The 15303-nt window shown below is 67.2% G+C and carries 16 protein-coding genes; 8 read left to right on the forward strand and 8 right to left on the reverse strand.

The annotated features are described in order from the left end of the window. Positions 1–4: 4 nt before the first annotated feature. A complete protein-coding gene (locus tag ACFXNW_RS18660; protein WP_379418952.1) occupies positions 5–874 on the forward strand; it encodes a heme ABC transporter ATP-binding protein in 870 nt (289 codons plus the stop codon). A gap of 68 nt (positions 875–942) precedes the next feature. On the opposite strand, the gene ACFXNW_RS18665 is transcribed toward ACFXNW_RS18660, so the two are convergent. Then, on the reverse strand, positions 943–1722 hold the full coding sequence (locus tag ACFXNW_RS18665) for an NAD(P)H-dependent oxidoreductase (RefSeq protein WP_379418953.1): 780 nt from the start codon (positions 1720–1722) through the stop codon (positions 943–945). Positions 1723–1860: 138 nt separating this feature from the next. Here ACFXNW_RS18665 and ACFXNW_RS18670 point away from each other — a divergent pair, with 138 nt between their 5' ends. Beyond that, complete coding sequence (locus tag ACFXNW_RS18670) at positions 1861–2709, forward strand: helix-turn-helix transcriptional regulator (RefSeq protein ID WP_379418954.1); 849 nt, start codon at positions 1861–1863, stop codon at positions 2707–2709. A gap of 26 nt (positions 2710–2735) precedes the next feature. Here the strand turns inward: ACFXNW_RS18670 and ACFXNW_RS18675 are convergent, their stop codons facing one another. Further along, on the reverse strand, positions 2736–3392 hold the full coding sequence (locus ACFXNW_RS18675) for an enoyl-CoA hydratase-related protein (protein ID WP_379418955.1): 657 nt from the start codon (positions 3390–3392) through the stop codon (positions 2736–2738). A gap of 23 nt (positions 3393–3415) precedes the next feature. After that, positions 3416–4042, reverse strand: coding sequence for a TetR/AcrR family transcriptional regulator (locus ACFXNW_RS18680; RefSeq protein ID WP_379418956.1), 627 nt, complete (start codon positions 4040–4042; stop codon positions 3416–3418). Between the two features lie 675 nt (positions 4043–4717). Between ACFXNW_RS18680 and ACFXNW_RS18685 the strand changes: the two genes are divergently transcribed. The 4 genes from ACFXNW_RS18685 (at position 4718) to ACFXNW_RS18700 (ending at position 9195) form a co-directional block, all read left to right on the forward strand. Further along, positions 4718–6751 (forward strand): hypothetical protein, encoded by a 2034-nt coding sequence (locus ACFXNW_RS18685; protein WP_379418957.1) that lies wholly within the window; start codon positions 4718–4720, stop codon positions 6749–6751. Positions 6752–7094: 343 nt separating this feature from the next. Next, on the forward strand, positions 7095–7658 hold the full coding sequence (locus tag ACFXNW_RS18690) for a TetR/AcrR family transcriptional regulator (RefSeq protein WP_379418958.1): 564 nt from the start codon (positions 7095–7097) through the stop codon (positions 7656–7658). 9 nt (positions 7659–7667) lie between these two features. Continuing rightward, the gene (locus tag ACFXNW_RS18695; RefSeq protein WP_379418959.1) at positions 7668–8747 is read left to right on the forward strand and encodes a DNA glycosylase AlkZ-like family protein; all 1080 of its coding nucleotides are present in this window, start codon (positions 7668–7670) and stop codon (positions 8745–8747) included. A gap of 196 nt (positions 8748–8943) precedes the next feature. Next, a complete protein-coding gene (locus ACFXNW_RS18700) occupies positions 8944–9195 on the forward strand; it encodes a DivIVA domain-containing protein (protein WP_379418960.1) in 252 nt (83 codons plus the stop codon). Positions 9196–9249: 54 nt separating this feature from the next. Here ACFXNW_RS18700 and ACFXNW_RS18705 read toward each other — a convergent pair whose 3' ends face one another. After that, positions 9250–9744, reverse strand: coding sequence for a cytochrome P450 (locus tag ACFXNW_RS18705; RefSeq protein WP_379418961.1), 495 nt, complete (start codon positions 9742–9744; stop codon positions 9250–9252). A gap of 111 nt (positions 9745–9855) precedes the next feature. Here ACFXNW_RS18705 and ACFXNW_RS18710 point away from each other — a divergent pair, with 111 nt between their 5' ends. Beyond that, entirely contained in the window at positions 9856–10995 is a 1140-nt protein-coding gene (locus ACFXNW_RS18710) for an esterase/lipase family protein (protein ID WP_379418962.1), read from the forward strand. 195 nt (positions 10996–11190) lie between these two features. On the opposite strand, the gene ACFXNW_RS18715 is transcribed toward ACFXNW_RS18710, so the two are convergent. Continuing rightward, on the reverse strand, positions 11191–11580 hold the full coding sequence (locus ACFXNW_RS18715) for a DUF1330 domain-containing protein (protein ID WP_379418963.1): 390 nt from the start codon (positions 11578–11580) through the stop codon (positions 11191–11193). A 91-nt stretch (positions 11581–11671) separates the two neighbouring features. On the opposite strand from ACFXNW_RS18715, the gene ACFXNW_RS18720 reads away from it, so the two are divergent. Further along, a complete protein-coding gene (locus ACFXNW_RS18720) occupies positions 11672–12574 on the forward strand; it encodes a LysR family transcriptional regulator (protein WP_379418964.1) in 903 nt (300 codons plus the stop codon). An 11-nt stretch (positions 12575–12585) separates the two neighbouring features. Here ACFXNW_RS18720 and ACFXNW_RS18725 read toward each other — a convergent pair whose 3' ends face one another. The 3 genes from ACFXNW_RS18725 to ACFXNW_RS18735 are packed head-to-tail and all read right to left on the reverse strand — an operon-like array spanning position 12586 to position 15285. Beyond that, positions 12586–12966: a hypothetical protein gene (locus ACFXNW_RS18725; RefSeq protein WP_379418965.1), complete on the reverse strand. Its 381-nt coding sequence runs from the start codon at positions 12964–12966 to the stop codon at positions 12586–12588. Between the two features lie 7 nt (positions 12967–12973). Further along, positions 12974–14512 carry a glycerol kinase GlpK gene (gene glpK / locus ACFXNW_RS18730; protein WP_379418966.1) on the reverse strand — a complete coding sequence of 513 codons (1539 nt, stop codon included), beginning with the start codon at positions 14510–14512 and terminating at the stop codon, positions 12974–12976. Next, entirely contained in the window at positions 14509–15285 is a 777-nt protein-coding gene (locus ACFXNW_RS18735) for an IclR family transcriptional regulator (RefSeq protein WP_379418967.1), read from the reverse strand. The genes glpK and ACFXNW_RS18735 overlap by 4 nt, the downstream gene beginning before the upstream one ends. Between the last annotated feature and the right edge of the window lie 18 nt (positions 15286–15303).

Genomic DNA, 15303 nt, shown 5'->3' on the forward strand with positions numbered 1-15303 from the left:
CCACGTGACGGGGATCAAGGACGGCTTGGAAACCGTGTTCGCCCGCGCGCACGAACTGCCGTCGGCACCAGCGCCTGGCGCGGTGACATTGCGGGCGAGCGGTGTGAGCGTGGATCGGCGCGGTGGCGGCACCAAGGTGCGCCGAGTGCTGGCCGAGGTCGATTTCGAGGTCGCCGCGGGCGAAGTGGTGGCACTGGTCGGCCCGAACGGCGCAGGCAAATCGACGCTGCTGGCCGTGCTGGCCGGCGAATTGGATCCGGCCGAAGGTGTCGTCGAACTCGACGGCCGGGCCGTGACGCACTGGTCGCCACTGGATATGGCGCGTCGACGCGCGGTACTGCCGCAGAGCCACACCGTGGGGTTTCCGTTCTCGGCGGGAGCGGTGGTGGCGATGGGGCGCGCGCCGTGGCAGCGGACCGCGCTGCGCGAACGCGATGACGAGATCGTCGCCTCGGCGATGGCCGCCACCGATGTCACGCACCTGGCCGAACAGGCGTTTCCGACCCTGTCCGGCGGTGAGCGAGCGCGGGTGGCGTTGGCGCGCGTGCTCGCCCAGGGCACTTCGACACTATTGTTGGACGAACCGACCGCCGCGCTCGACCTCGGCCACCAGGAAGCGGTGCTGCGGCTGGCGGCCGAACGCGCGCGGGCCGGTGCGGCCGTCGTTGTCGTGCTGCACGACCTGGGCGTGGCCGCCGCCTACGCCGATCGTGTCGCGGTTCTCGACGAGGGCCGCATCGCCGCCGACGGGCCTCCGCGCGAGATCCTCACCACCGAACTGCTGACACGGGTCTACCAGTACCCGGTCGAGGTACTCGACCATCCGGTCACCGGCGCGCAGCTGGTCCTCCCGGTGCGGGGCGGCACCCACTGAACCGACCATCCGCGCGGGAGGCGAGAAATGGCGCTCGCCCCCGCGCGCACCGGCCGCCGGCCGGCGGTTCAGCCGCGCACGTGCAGCCCGAATCCCGTGCGGCCCGCGGGCTCGAGTCCCGGCTTCAGCTGCAGTGAGGGGATCTCGTAGTCGCCGAAGTTCTGCCGCCGGAACGCGATCGGCGCGGTCGAGTCCAGGGTGAGCAGGCGCTGCTCCCAGGCCTTGGCGGCGTCGGTGTATTCCTCGCCGGTCATCCGGTTGGCGCCGTACACCAGAAACGGCGGCAGCACCTCGATGCCGGGGTAGTAGAGGATGCCGTGGTGGATCGGGAACAGCAGATCCTCGATGGGGCCGTTGATCCCGCGCGCCGCGTAAGGCGCCTCCGGGCCGCCGACGGTCACCGACAACAGCGCCCTCTTTCCCGCCAAGGCCCCTTCCCCGTAGCGCTCGCCGTACTTGGTGTCGCTGTGCTCGCCGACACCGTAGGCGAAGCGGTAGGTGAACACCCGGTCCACCCAGCCTTTGAGGATCGCGGGCATCGTGTACCACCACAGCGGGAACTGGAGGATGATCATGTCGGCCCACAGCAGTTTCTCCTGTTCGGCGCGGACGTCGGGGGTGAGGGTCCCGGCGTCGAAGGCTCGGCCCGAATCCCGGGCGACCTCCAGTGGGTTCGAGGCGTGGGGGCCGTAGTCCGCGGCGTCCACGACCGCCTTCCAGTTCATCGCGTACAGATCACTCACCCGCACCTCGTGCCCTGCGCCCTCCAACGTGGACACCGCGAGGTCCTTGAGCGAGCTGTTGAGTGACTTCGGCTCGGGGTGGGCGTGGACGATCAGCGTCTTCATCAGAACTCCTTCGGATCAGGTGCCTTCGATCCTCGGCGCTATGGCACTCGGTGTTCAGGGGCGCGTCGTCCGTCGGACGGGACTTCCTGGTATCGGCAGGACCACCTTCAGCTGTGCCGACGAAGCCATACTGGGGGTATGGACGATCTTGCGGGCTTCCTGCGGACCCGGCGGTCCCGAGTCGACCCGGTGTCGGTCGGTATCCCTACCGACAGGCACCGGCGCGTCGAAGGGCTGCGGCGCGAGGAGGTCGCGCACCTGTCGGGCGTGAGCGTCGACTATTACGTGCGACTGGAGCAGGGCCGCGCGACCCAGCCCTCCGAGCAGGTCCTCGATGCGCTCGCCCGTGTCCTCGGCCTCGACGAGACCGAACGCGGGCACCTCTACCGGCTCGCCAGGCAGCGCCGTAGCCGCGCGAAGGCGCCGAACGGCCGGGTCCGGCCGGAACTGCTTCGCGTCCTCGACCTGGTCTCCGGCGCCCCTGCACTGATCATGAACCACCGCCTGGACGTGCTCGCAGGAAACCGCCTCGCCGAGCTGCTCTACGGCCGGCCGATGCAGAGCCTGAACACCGCGCGGCACATTTTCCTCGACGAGGCCGAACGCGGCCTGTACGCAGAGTGGGACAAATGCACCCTCGATGCGGTCGGACACCTGCGCCTCGCCGCAGGCAAATACCCCGACGACCCCCGACTGGCCTCGCTCATCGGCGAGCTGGCGATGGCCAGCGAGCGCTTCCGCCGCCTCTGGGCCCGCGCCGACGTCTGCGCCCGCACACATGGACCAAAAACCTACCGGCACCCGCTGGTCGGACTGCTGGAACTGCATCAGGAGAACTTCGCACTCCCGGACGAATCAGGTATGGAACTTCTCGTACTGTCCGCGACTCCCGGTAGTCCCACCGAGGACGGGCTGCGACTGCTCGCAGGCCTGGGCGCCGACAGCGGTGACGCACAGCCCACGAGGAAAGCTCGAGTCGGCGAGTAACTCGACCCGAACCGAGCGCTACATCCTCATGAGCGTTCGGTGAGCGCGGTGACGGCTGTGGCGAACATGGTCTGTTTGATGGCGGCGAGAGTGCCCTGATTCTTGGCACCGAGCGGGGCCAGAAGTTGCGTCGCGGCCTGCACGAGTTCACCTTCGGCCGCAGTGCCGTCGACAATGCCGGCCGCTTCGGCTTCGACACCACCCCAGCGACGACCGGTGGTCATCGACGCCACCGCTGTCTGCGGGGTGAGTTTCGCCTGGATCAGTGCCGCCATCCCCGGAGTGAACGGGATGCGGATATCGACCTCAGGGAAACAGAAGTAGCCGCGATCGGCACGCATGATCCGGTAGTCGTGGGCGATGGCGAGCATCGCACCCGCCCCGAACGCGTGCCCCGGCATCGCCGCGGCGGTCGGCACGCCGAGGGTCAGCACCCGCGCGAACAGGCCTTGCACCTGGTCGACGTACCAGTCGGCGCGCTCACCGTTGGCCGAGAGCCAGTCCAGATCGAGGCCGTTGGAGTAGAACTTGGCACTCGCGGTGGTGATCAGCGCGTGCGCGCCGTCGGCGAGGACGGCGTCGAGGTGGGTGTTCATCTCGTCGAGAAAGGTGGGGGAGAAGCGGTTCTCGCCGTCACCGAGGTCGAGGACGGCGATCTTGTCGTGGTAGGCGAGGGTGGGCATCGAGGCTCCTTCTTCCGAGAGGTTCAGTCGGGTGGTCCGACAGCGAGGACCGCGCGCACCGCCGCATGTAGCTGCAGCAAGGCGTGTGGCGCGTCGATCTGATTGCGTCGCAACAGGATCGCGGTCGGCAGATCGACCAGGCAGGTGGTGATGGCCGCGACCGCACGACCGTCGCTACGCCCCCACATCGCCTGCGCCAGCCGAATCATCGAGCCGACCAACGCGCGGTCGGTGTCGGCGAGTTCGGCGGCGAGGGTGTCGGGCAGGTCGTCGCCGAGTAGCTGCTCACGCGAGATCGCCAGCAGCAATGTCGAGGAGTCCGGATGCCTGCGCGCGAACACCGCCGGCGTTTCCGCGGCCGCGACAACGGCGTCGACGCTGGTCGAGGAGCCGATCTCGGCGGACTGCGGCGTCGAAAGGATCGCGTCGATCAGTTCGGTCTGCAACGCGAGGAACCGGTGCGCGGCGCGGAGCCAGGCGCGTGCCAGCAGCTCGGCGCGGGAGCCGAAGGAGTGGTAGATCGCGCCATTGGAGACGCCGGTGGCGGCGGCGACGGCACGGATGGTGACCGCCGCGGGCCCTGACTGCGCCGCCAGGGTTTCGGCGGCGTCGAGGACGACGTCGGGGTCGTGGGTCCGCGGTCGGGGCATGCCATCACAGTAACAGAGCAAATGCTCTGTAATGACGCACGGTGGGCGTTGCTGAGAACTCGCACGACCTCTATCGGTTCCCATTGGTGGGATGTCGTGGAATTTGGCCATGCCTTCTAGGCTGCGGCCTAGGCATGCGATATGCGACGTCCACGACTCAGCGAGCGGCGTCTCTCATTGCCCGTGACCGCATGTCCGAGCCAATTATTGTCGTGTCCGGTAGGCGAAATCGGAGGATGTGTGGCCGAACCTCATGATCGGCTGGATGAGGACTCGTGGGCGGTTCCGGCGAAATGGTGGGCCAGGACAGCGCCTTTTCGGGGGCTTGGCCCAGCACGACAGTTGACGTTTCGGCCGCGAACACCGGTTACACCCACCGAACTCGCCCCGTATCGCCAGGTGATCGAGGGTGCTCTGGCGCGCCCGCCCCGCGGTGGTGCGTATTGGCTTTCCGAGGCGGGGGCCGGATTTCTAGATTCACGCGTATCCGCGGAAGGCGCAGCAGTTGTCTGCGCTCTCGTGCACTCGGAGCCGCGCAGTCTGGCTGACACGTGGGTGGCCGAGTACGGCCTCGAATTCGCGGCGGAAGCAGCTGTGTGGATGTCCGGGGTGGGAATGTCGAGTTCGGTTGTATCGGGATCTCGGGGCGGTACATGGAATCCTATCCATCTGACCGTGCCTGAGCCGAACGAACCAGGACCACTACGTGCCTACAACGTGCTGCGGCGGGTCCGGGCGCACCTGGCGACTGCATCCGAAGAGCATTACCGGACCACCGTCCAACGCCTCGGTACGCTGCGCGGCGTTGCCGACGGTCGAGGGGCTTCCGGTCATATCGGTGACCTGTGGGTCCGGGTCGCCACGTCGTACCTGCTTCCGACCGAACAGGTTTGGATCGATGCAGATCTTGACAGGTTGCCGGTCGACGAGTTGCGTAGCTCACCGCCTGAGCCGCACCTGCGCTGGTACAGCAACGATTTCGGGGCTTGGTCGGTTCCGTCTGATTCCTCGGACTCGCTTGCCCTTCTAGCCGCTTCCGCCACCACCGCTGAGCAACTCACTCGCATCACCGAAGTGGTCGAGCCGGCACGCCTTTTTCGTCATGTGTACAACATCGCAACTCAGGTAGGTCCCGCCGCCGCCGATGTCATCGCGGCAATGCTGGATGCCAGGCTTCATGCACCCTACGGTTGGGGCGCTGACCGAGACTCCACAGGCGAACTTGCCGACATGCTGTCCTGGTTTCCGACCGACGTCGCGATGGAGCTGCTCCAGGCTCGCGCCGACAACGGGCTGGTGTTCGGCGCGCTGTCCAGATCAGCGGGCCGGTTCCAGCGCCGTGCGAGGAGGCTGCTGTCTGCCGATCCCACCCGGAGGGCGTCGGCCCATATTGTTCGGGCGCTCGAACGTCGAGAACAGCAGTCGATCAGCGATGCGTCGGCCCACCAGCGTGGTCGATCCGTACATCTACGCAACGCCGAACCGCACGAACTGCCGGATGTCCTGGCGTCGCCGCCCTGGCGTCGCGCACCTTCGCGGGCACAGCACCTTTCCCTCGAAAATCGTCCCGACCGCCCGCTGCGGCTCGACTGGCGGCCAGGTGAACGGGAGCGGTGGGCCGCGCTGCCGGTAACAAGGGGGTGGTGGTACGAACACGACATGCTCGAGGTGGTCAGCAGGGCCCGGAGCATCGAGGATTACCGTCGCTCAGTGCAGGACGTCGACCAGGAACCCTTCGTCCTCGCACTGATATCCGACGACATCGCGCATCCGATCCTGCGAGAGTTCACAGTCCCCCGAGCCGTCCACTCACAGGAGATTTTTCAACGCATTTTGGGAAGGTTCGGTGCCGATGCCCTCGATGCGGTCGTTGCGACGATGGCGCAATATCCGTTGCGGATGGCTCCGGTCATGGAGCCCGTCGACGGCAGTCGTGTAGCCGTGCTGATGATGCGCTGCCTCGGATTCCGCCGCACCAATCGTGCCGCGGTCGCTTGGTGGCAGCGGCATGCCGACACGGCCGTCGAAGACCTGATTCCGATTGCGCTGAGTCGGCACGGCAGCGATCGCATCCTTGCACAGCACGCGCTCCACACTATTGCCCGAATGGGTCACCGCAGCGCAATCGACAGCGCCGCAGTAGATTACGTCGAACAGAGCCGCGCAGCCATCGCCGCGATGGTGGGCGACGATGCGATACTGTCGCTGCCCCATCGGATTCCTCGACTGCCGACGTGGCTCGTCCCTGCCCTGCTTCCTGCCATCTTGCTACCAGACGGCAGCGCAGCGCTGCCGGAATCCGCGGTGGAAGACTTCTGCACGATGCTCGCGATATGCCGCCCCGAATGGCAATACGCCGGAGTTCGGGTTGTTGTGGAAACGGTGGATCCGACGGCGCTCGCGGAGTTCGCATGGGGCCTATACGAGGCGTGGATGTTGGCCGGTTGCCCCCACCGTGACAACTGGGTGTTGCATGCGCAAGGCCTTGTCGGGAATGCAGACACGGCGCGCCGACTATGTCTGCAGATTCTCGAGGGCGGGTGGCGGATCGGAGAGTCTTCCCGCGCTGCACTCGACGCGATCACAGCTATCGGTGGTGATGAGGCAGTCACCTGTCTGCGTGCCATCGCCTCGAGCTCATCCAGTGGTTTGGCTCGCAAGGCAGGGCACCGGATCCGCGAGCTGACGGAACCAGACAGCGTGCGTTGAAAAGCAGCGAGCAAGGCCTCCGGCAAACTCGCTCGCCGCACTCGACGAACGCGGCATCGACCTCATCGTGCTCAAACAAGGCATCGACACCACCACCCCCGCCGAAAGCCCGGCATCACTGCTGGTCAAGCCACTGTCGTTGTTTTTCGCGCGATTACTACCGGAGCCCCGAGAATCGACTCCCGTGCTGTTGCGTTCCAGCACTTAATGTTTCAGGAAGTAACTGATACCTGATGACACTCTGTAATCGGGGAGCCGACTCCGCTACCCTCGGGCCAGCCGACGACACGATGGGGTACCGTTCGGTCCTTCCACCCAGTCCGTACCAAGAGAACGGCGCCGTATGTCACGAGTGGTCACCAAGGAGCAGTACTTCCACACCGGACTGGAAGTCCTCGCCGAACTCGGCTTCAAAAACCTCAACATCGGCGTGCTGTGCCGGCGCCTCGGTGTCACCAGCGGCTCGTTCTATCACCACTTCGGCAGCTGGCAGGGCTTCGTCGACGCACTGCTCGAACACTGGGAAAACCGCCAGGTCCTCATCCTGCGCACGCTCAACTTCAATCAGGGCCACCCCGACGAGGACGTGCGCGCCATGTCCGACCTGGCGCTGGGCCTGCATCACGCCGCCGAAGCCGCCATTCGCGCATGGGCGGCCAATGACGAATCGGTGCATCTGGCGGTCAAACGGGTCGACGAATCCCGCAGGCGCACCGTGCACAAGGCGATCAAAGGTGTGGTGGGCGATGACGAGACCGCCGCCGTGGTCACCGAACTGGGCATGGCGATGCTGATCGGCTTCCAGCAGACCGCGACCGGTGAACAGCCCATCGGGCTGGACCGGCTGCTCACCGAGTACGCCCGCCTCATCTACACCCACGCCCGGCGAGTGGTCGCCACCTCCTAGAGTGGGGTCATGGCGGGCGCGCTCGTCGTCGACCGGAAGCGGTGGCTTGGTCACCGCTGGCATCGCCACGGCCTCTCTTCCAGCAACGCACACCTGGACGACTTGCTTCTGCTCGGTATCCAGGACGGGCGGCCCGACGGTGCGCGGCGATCACTGAGAGCCCGGTCGGCACCCGAGGCTATCGGCCCGGGCGGACCCTTGGTGGTGATGTGGTCGGTGCGCGGTGCACCGCACGTGCATCGACTCGATCGACTCGACTTCGTCAGCGCGGCCAACACGCCGCTGTCCACCGATATCGGTGGCGCGGAGCAGGTTTTCGCAGTCGACGCCGTCGCCGCAGCCTTGCGGGCCGTGGTCACCGGACCGATCACCAAGTCCGAGGCCAGTACTCGTGTCACCGAACGTGTGCCGGCGCAGTTGGTGACGTGGTGCGAACGCTGCCAGGCCCGGCATGTCCCGGACGGATTGTTCAGGACCGCGGGCTGCCGAGCCCAGATTCTGGTGGGGTCGGCGGAACGGCGCGGCACCCTCTTGTCTCCGGCGCCCGCTCACCCACGTGAGCATCCGCGACAGGCGCGTGCCACCCTGCTCGACACATTCTTCCGAGTGAACGGTCCGACCACCCGAGCCCTGTTCGCCGAATGGCTCGGTGTCGAGCCGGTCGATGTCGACACCGTGTGGAAGGCAGTGGATCTCGTACCGGTCACCGTCGACGGCCTGCGCTACAGTCTGCCGGCGGCACTCGTCGATGACCTGCTCGAGGCAGCTCCGCCGACGGGTACAGTCCTGGTCCCACCGCACGACCCGTACCTGCGGCACACCGATCGGGTTCTGCTCGTGCCCGATCAGACACATCGCAAACAGGTATGGCGGCCGGTGTCGGCTCCCGGCGCCGTGCTCGATGCGGGTGAGGTGGTGGGTATCTGGCGCTACCGGCGCGGAGAGAACCTGGTCACGGTGACCGAGTTCGGCACGCCTACCGCTGGTCTGCGAGGGCGGGTCGAGGGTGCTGCGCAGGTGTTGGCCGAAGTATCTGATCTACCCGCGGTCGACGTTGCATTCGCCGATTACCGCGCGGATAAGGCGTAGGCGCCTGGTGTCGGGGTTCGGTCGCGCCGACAGTGCCGCGAGTTTTCCGCGTGCTGTTCCGATCAGCTCCCACGCTGTGAGACAAAGGAAGTCGCCCGCCGCTGAGCTCGCGATCGTCCCTCCGGATGCGCCGCGAACCGGCGTCGACGCGACGACATGGACCGGCCAGACGTACCAGGAGCCAGGAGGCGCACAGATGAGTCTCAGCGCAGACGATGTCCGCGGAATCGCGTTCAGCAAGCCACCTTTCGGCGCGCGCGGCTATCGCGAGGATGATGTAGACGCCTTCCTCGAGCGGGTCGAGGCCACCTTGCGCGGCGCCGACCAGCTCACCGCGGCCGATGTCCGCGAGATCGCATTCCGGCGGCCGCGGTTCGGTCAGCGTGGATACGACGAACGCGAAGTGGACGCCTTCCTGGACCGGGTCGAGAAGACTCTCGCCGGATAGCGGTCCACGCTGCCGCGGAAGCCCGTGAAGTCGGCGGGCTGAGGGGAGCAGATCTCACCTGTCGTCGACGGTCTTCCTGGACCGGGTCGAGATCGGGTCGGCGGCGAGGGCGAGTCCTGGGAATCGTCGTAGCAGCGCCGGGAACGCCACTTGCGCTTCGAGTCGCGCCAGGGATGCGCCGAGGCAGTAGTGGATGCCGCCGCCGAAGGACAGGGGTGGTTCGCCGTCGCGGTCGAGCTGTAGCTGCCCGGGGTCGGTGAAGACGTCGGGGTCGTGGTTGGCGGTGCCGAGCAGCATGATGACCCGTTGGCCTGCGGCCAGAGCGAGCTTGCCGACTTCCATTCCGGCGGCGAACAGTAGGGCGGCCATGGTGATCAGTTCGTCGTCGGGGAGCCCGTCCTCGGGTGCGGCGAGGGCGGACAACAGATCTTCGGCAGGCGCGCGGCACCGGCGCTCGAACTGCCCGCCCGGATCCCGTTGTGCTTTTCTCCAACCGGCGACCGGTGTTGCGGTGGGAATGCTCGGATTCGCCGCGAAAATGTTCCGCACCGACCACCGGAGCTCATAGCGTCGCCACGAATTTCGAAGCAAAAGCCGGCGCGCTCACCGCAAATTCTGTTGATCGCGGTGTATCGCCCGGTGTGCGTGAGAGGGCATGACATGGGTTGGGGAATACGACGTGCCGCATTGGCCGCGGCGGTGGTCGCGGGGTCGGCGGTGCTGGTCGCCGGCGGCTCGGTGGGCGGGGTGCATGCGGCGCCGGGGGCTCCGGTCACCGAGCAGCAGCTGGTCGACCAGATCAACGCGGGACGCCAGGTCGCGGCACATCCGGGCCGTGTGACGGCGGTGGCGTCGACCGGGAGCGCGGGCGCGGCCGGCAGTCGGTCCACGGTGGCCGCGGGGGAGGGCCCGGAGGTGACCGCGGCGCTGGCGGCGTTCGGTTACGGCCTGTTGCATCCGAATGCGGCGCCGCCGGGCGCCAATGATTGGAATTGCCGTCCCACACCACAACATCCGCGTCCTGTCGTGCTGATGCACGGTTCCTGGATGAATGCTTACGACAATTTCGCGTATCTGTCTCCGCGGATAAAGCGTGCGGGCTTCTGTGTGTTCGCGATGAACTACGGGCAGGCCGGAGTGCTGGAGGGCGGCGGCCTGGGTCCGCTGCTGCCGGGACGCAATGCGGTGGGGCCGATGGCGGAATCGTCGCGTCAGCTCGCCGAATTCGTCGACGTCGTGCTCGAGGCGACAGGCGCCGACACCGTCGACATCGTCGCCCATTCCCAGGGCGGCACCGTGTCGAACCAGTACCTGAAGTTCGACGGCGGCAGCGGCAAGGTCACCAAACTGGTCACCCTCGGTGCCAGCCACCACGGCACCAGCCTGATGGGCATCGCCGCACTCGGGCGCGCCATCAACAATCTCGGCATCGACATCCTCGGGTTCAACCAGCTCTTCGTCGGCCCGGCCAATATCGAGCAGGTCTTCGGCTCCCCGTTCCTGACGCGGCTCAACGCCGAGGGCGACACGATCCCCGGCGTCGACTACACCGTGGTCGGCACCCGCTGGGACGAGATCGTCAACCCGTACGACTGGACGTTCCTGAAGCCGGGCCCGGGTGCCACCGTCACCAACCTCACCCTGCAAGACGGCTGCGAACAGGACCTGTCGGACCATCTGACGATGATGTACTCCCCGCGCGCGACATCGATGGTGCTGCGCGCCCTCGATCCGGCGGCTCATCCGGACTTGGTGTGCACGTTCAATCCATGGTTGGTCGGTGGCGGTGGCAGCCTCTGATCCCGCGGCGGATCCGGTTTCAGCGGTCCAGTTGCAGCCCCTGGCGGCGATGCCGACCAGCGCCGCCGATGCCACCGCGGTCGCCGGCGCGACGGCGGGTGCGCGGGGCATGGCGTCGAACTCGTCTCATGAGTCGTCGTTCAGCACCATGTGCGTATCAGGTGACGGATGCTCAGCGATGGCTGGGCCCGCCGGTCAGTCGATGCCTTCGATGATGCGGAAGTCGCGCTCGACGCCGTCGGGGAGGGCCACCAGCGCCTTCTGGTATGCCTCGCTCTCGTATGCCGCGACGGCCTGTTCAAAGCTGTCGAACTCGATCAGAATGACGCGTTGCGGGATTCCGGCCTCGTGGGCGACGACTCGACTACCGACATGGGACAGCAGGCGCCCGCCCCCAGCCTGGACAGCCGGACCGGCCAGCTTGTTGTAGGCAGTCAGCCTCTCAGGGTCGGAAATGGCGGGGTAGACACTGACCCAGTAGCCCTTAGCCATGAAAACCTCCTGTGTTCGGCCGGACAATTCCGACTTCCAATTGACACTCAGATCGATCCCGGCGACGGGTACTGCGGTCAGCGGAATCGTCATATGCGCAGGTTAGGGCCTGATGTGGCGTCGAGGGAAAGACCGATACGGGATAGACTCAGAACGGATCGTTATCAATCAACAGGGAGGGCACGTGGCGCCGGATACGGTGAGCCTGCAGTACTTTCTGGTGCTGGCGCAGGAGTTGAACTTCACCCGCGCGGCCGCACGGATCGGTATCGCACAGCCCGCACTCAGCGCCCGGATGCGCCGATTGGAGGCGGAACTCGGTACGGCCCTGCTGGTCCGCACCACGCGTAGCGTCGTATTGACTACGGCCGGTGCGGCTTTGGCGGAGTCCGCGCCGCCCGCGCTGGCGGCGCTGGACCGGGCATGGGACACCGCCCGGAGCGCGGCGGCCGGTGAATTGGGCACGCTGCGCATCGGATACAGCCTCAGCACGGGGGCCGAGACGGCACCGGCCCTGGTGGACAGGCTGATTTGCAGCAGCCCGGGACTCGAGGTCGGCGCGGTCCCGATGGCGACACCGGAGATCTCGGCCGCGGTCGCCGACGGCCGCATCGATGCCGGGATCACCCGCGGTGAACAGCTGGGCCGTGGCGTGCGCCGGTTCCTGCTGCGACGCGCGCGCGTCGGGGTCCAGCTGGCACAGCATCATCCGCTGGCCGAACACCCGGAGATCGAGATCGCCGACGCGGCCGCGTATCCGCTGCGACTCCCGGACCGTGCGGCCAACCCCGTGATCCACGATCAGCTGTCCGCACTGTTCCGAGACACCCGACCACACCCCCGATTCCACACGCCCGCAGTCTCTTTCGACATGTCCCAGCGCGACCTGCGCGACGGGGTCACCCTCGCTCCGGCCGGAGAAGCCGCAATCACGGCAGCGCCGGCCGGCCTCACCTGGCGACCGCTGCGGGGCGCGCCCGGCCTGACGATCCACCTGGTCCTCCCACGCGAGCAGTCACCACTACACCGCCGAATCCGTGCCGTCGCCAAAACCCTTGCGCGCGAGTTGCACTGGCTGCCGGACTGACGCGCAAGAGGTCAAGCGAGACGGACGTCTGCGGTGGCGAGGCCGAAGACCTTGGGCCCGGCTGATGTGGGCCACCACTGCCTCCGGGACGTCATCCAGCTGTCTGCCTGGAGCCGGCGCAGCCCCTCGTCGGAGACCCGCGCGTACTCGGCCAGGCTGCGCACTGAGGTGTGAACGGGCAACGTCATCAGCACCGGCGTCGACGCGCCTTCCTCCGCGGCGTGGGTCAGCCGGGAATGACGCAGCTGGCGCAGGGTAGGGGCGGCCGTCGACGATGGCGGTGTGTTTCTCGAACAGCTCGGCCGCCCGCCGCTACGACACCGAGCGCGCCCGCTCACCGGGTCGATGTCGTTGACCGCCACCGAGGTCCGCGCCTTGTGGTCGGTCAGCAACAGCTGATCAGCCGGAGGTGGGCCCGGTGTCGGCGGTCCAGTTGTAGCTCATGGCCGCCGCCCGGCTCCAATGCCGGTATTCCCGGTCCCGGTCGGCGGCGGTCAGGGCGGGGTGCCAGCGGGCGGCGGTATGGCGGTTGCGGCGCAGCCCTTCCATATCCGGCCACAGCCCGACCGCGAGCCCGGCGGCATAGGCGGCGCCGAGGGACACCGTTTCGGCGAACAGTGGACGTTCCACCGGCACGCCGAGGGCGTCGCTGATCTGTTGCATCAACAGGTTGTTCGACGTCATCCCGCCGTCCACGCGCAGTTCCCGTAGCGCCTGCCCGGTGTCGGCGTTCATCGCGTCGACCACTTCGCGGGTCTGCCATGCGGTAGCTTCCAGCACCGCGCGCGCCAGGTGTCCGCGGGTGATGTAGGAGGTGAGTCCCGCGATGACGCCGCGTGCTTCGGCATGCCAGCGCGGGGCGAACAGGCCCGAGAACGCCGGCACCACATAGCATCCGCCGTTGTCGGTGACGGTGGCGGCGAGGGTTTCGATTTCGGGTGCGGATTCGATGAGCCCGAGCCGGTCACGCAGCCATTGCACGAGAGAGCCGGTGGAGGCGATCGACCCTTCCAATGCGTAGTGGGCGGGTTCGTCCCCGATGCGGAATGCGACCGTGGTCAGCAAGCCGTGCCCGGAGCGCACGGGGGCGGTTCCGGTGTTGGACAGCAGGAAACTGCCGGTGCCGTAGGTGCATTTGGCTTCGCCTGCGGCGAAACAGGTGTGTCCGAACAGCGCCGCTTGCTGGTCTCCGAGTGCGGCCGCGATCGGGATACCGGAAGGCTCGATCGTGGTGTGCCCGTAGATTTCGGCGTTGGACCGGATCTCGGGCAGCATCGCGCGCGGTATCGCGAAGAATTCGAGTAACCGTTCGTCCCAGTCGAGGGTGTGCAGGTTCATCAACATGGTGCGCCCGGCATTGGTGACGTCGGTGACGTGCACTCCGCCGTTCGCGCCGCCGGTGAGGTTCCAGATGAGCCAGCTGTCCATGGTGCCGAACAGGACCTCGCCGCGTTCGGCGCTCTCACGCAGCCGCTCGTCGCTGTCGAGTAACCACCGGATGCGGGGTGCGGCGAAGTAGTTCAGCAACGGTAGTCCGCATCGTGCCTGCACCTCGTCCATGTCCGGCCGCTGCGCCAGGCGTGCCACCAGGTCCTCGGTTCTGGTGTCCTGCCACACGATGGCATTGCGCACGGGACGCCCGGTGCGCCGATCCCACAGCACCGTCGTTTCGCGCTGGTTGGCGATTCCGATCCCGACGACCTGCCGTGATCGGATACCGGCCGCCGAAATGACCCGCCCGATCAGGCCTTCCACATTGCGCCGCACCTCGGCCGCATCGTGTTCGACGTGCCCGGCCGCCGGATACAGCTGACGATGCTCGCGCTGGGCCACCGACACCAGTTGTCCGGCTGCGTCGTAGACGATGGCGCGGCTCGAGGTCGTGCCCTGATCGATGGCCAGCACATACCGGTTGCTCGCCCGCCCGTCCGCACTCATCGCCGCACCCGGGTGCGGTCGGCGGCGAGATCGGCCGATATCGACGCCGCCGCCGAGCGCACCAGTTCGATGATCGATGTCCGCGCCGCCGCGCCACTGGTGACCCGGTCCACCGCTCCCACGACGCCGATGGCGCCGACGACCCGTCCACCCGGGTCGCGGACCGGTGCAGCGACCGAAGCTCGATCGGAGGCGAATTCGCCGATATCGGTGGCGAACCCGCGTGCCCGCACCTGCGCTACGTCCGCCTGCAGTGCCCGTGGCGCGGTGCGGGTGCGGCGGGTGTAGGCGAGCAGATCGGTTCCGGCGGCGCGTTCACCGAGACCAGGGGTGTGCGCCAGCAGGACTTTGCCCAGCGCGGTGGCATGCAATGGCAACACCACACCCACCCGCAGCCGCTGCGGGGAGTGGTCGGGGCGGAAGACGTGATGCACGATCTGTACGCCGTCGTCGTGCACCGCACCCATCCGCACCGATTCACCCGAACGTGCGGCCAGGGTGTCGCCCCAGTTCATCGCATACGAACGCAACACGTTGGTGTCCATCCGGGCCCCGGAGAGCCCTGCGGCGACCGCACCCATCCGATACTTGCCGGTGTGCGCGTCCTGCTCCACATAGCCCACACCCTGCAATGTGCGCAGCAATCCGTGTGCGGTGGCCTTGGGCAGGCTCAACGCACCCGCGAGTTCGGTGACCCCGATGCCGTAGGGCGCTTGCGACACCAGCCGCATGATCGCGGCGGCGCGTTCGATCGACTGGATCGGCCCTGGCATCCATCCACCGTACCCGCG

This window comes from Nocardia sp. NPDC059180 (assembly GCF_042754945.1).
In the GTDB taxonomy this organism is placed as follows: domain Bacteria; phylum Actinomycetota; class Actinomycetes; order Mycobacteriales; family Mycobacteriaceae; genus Nocardia.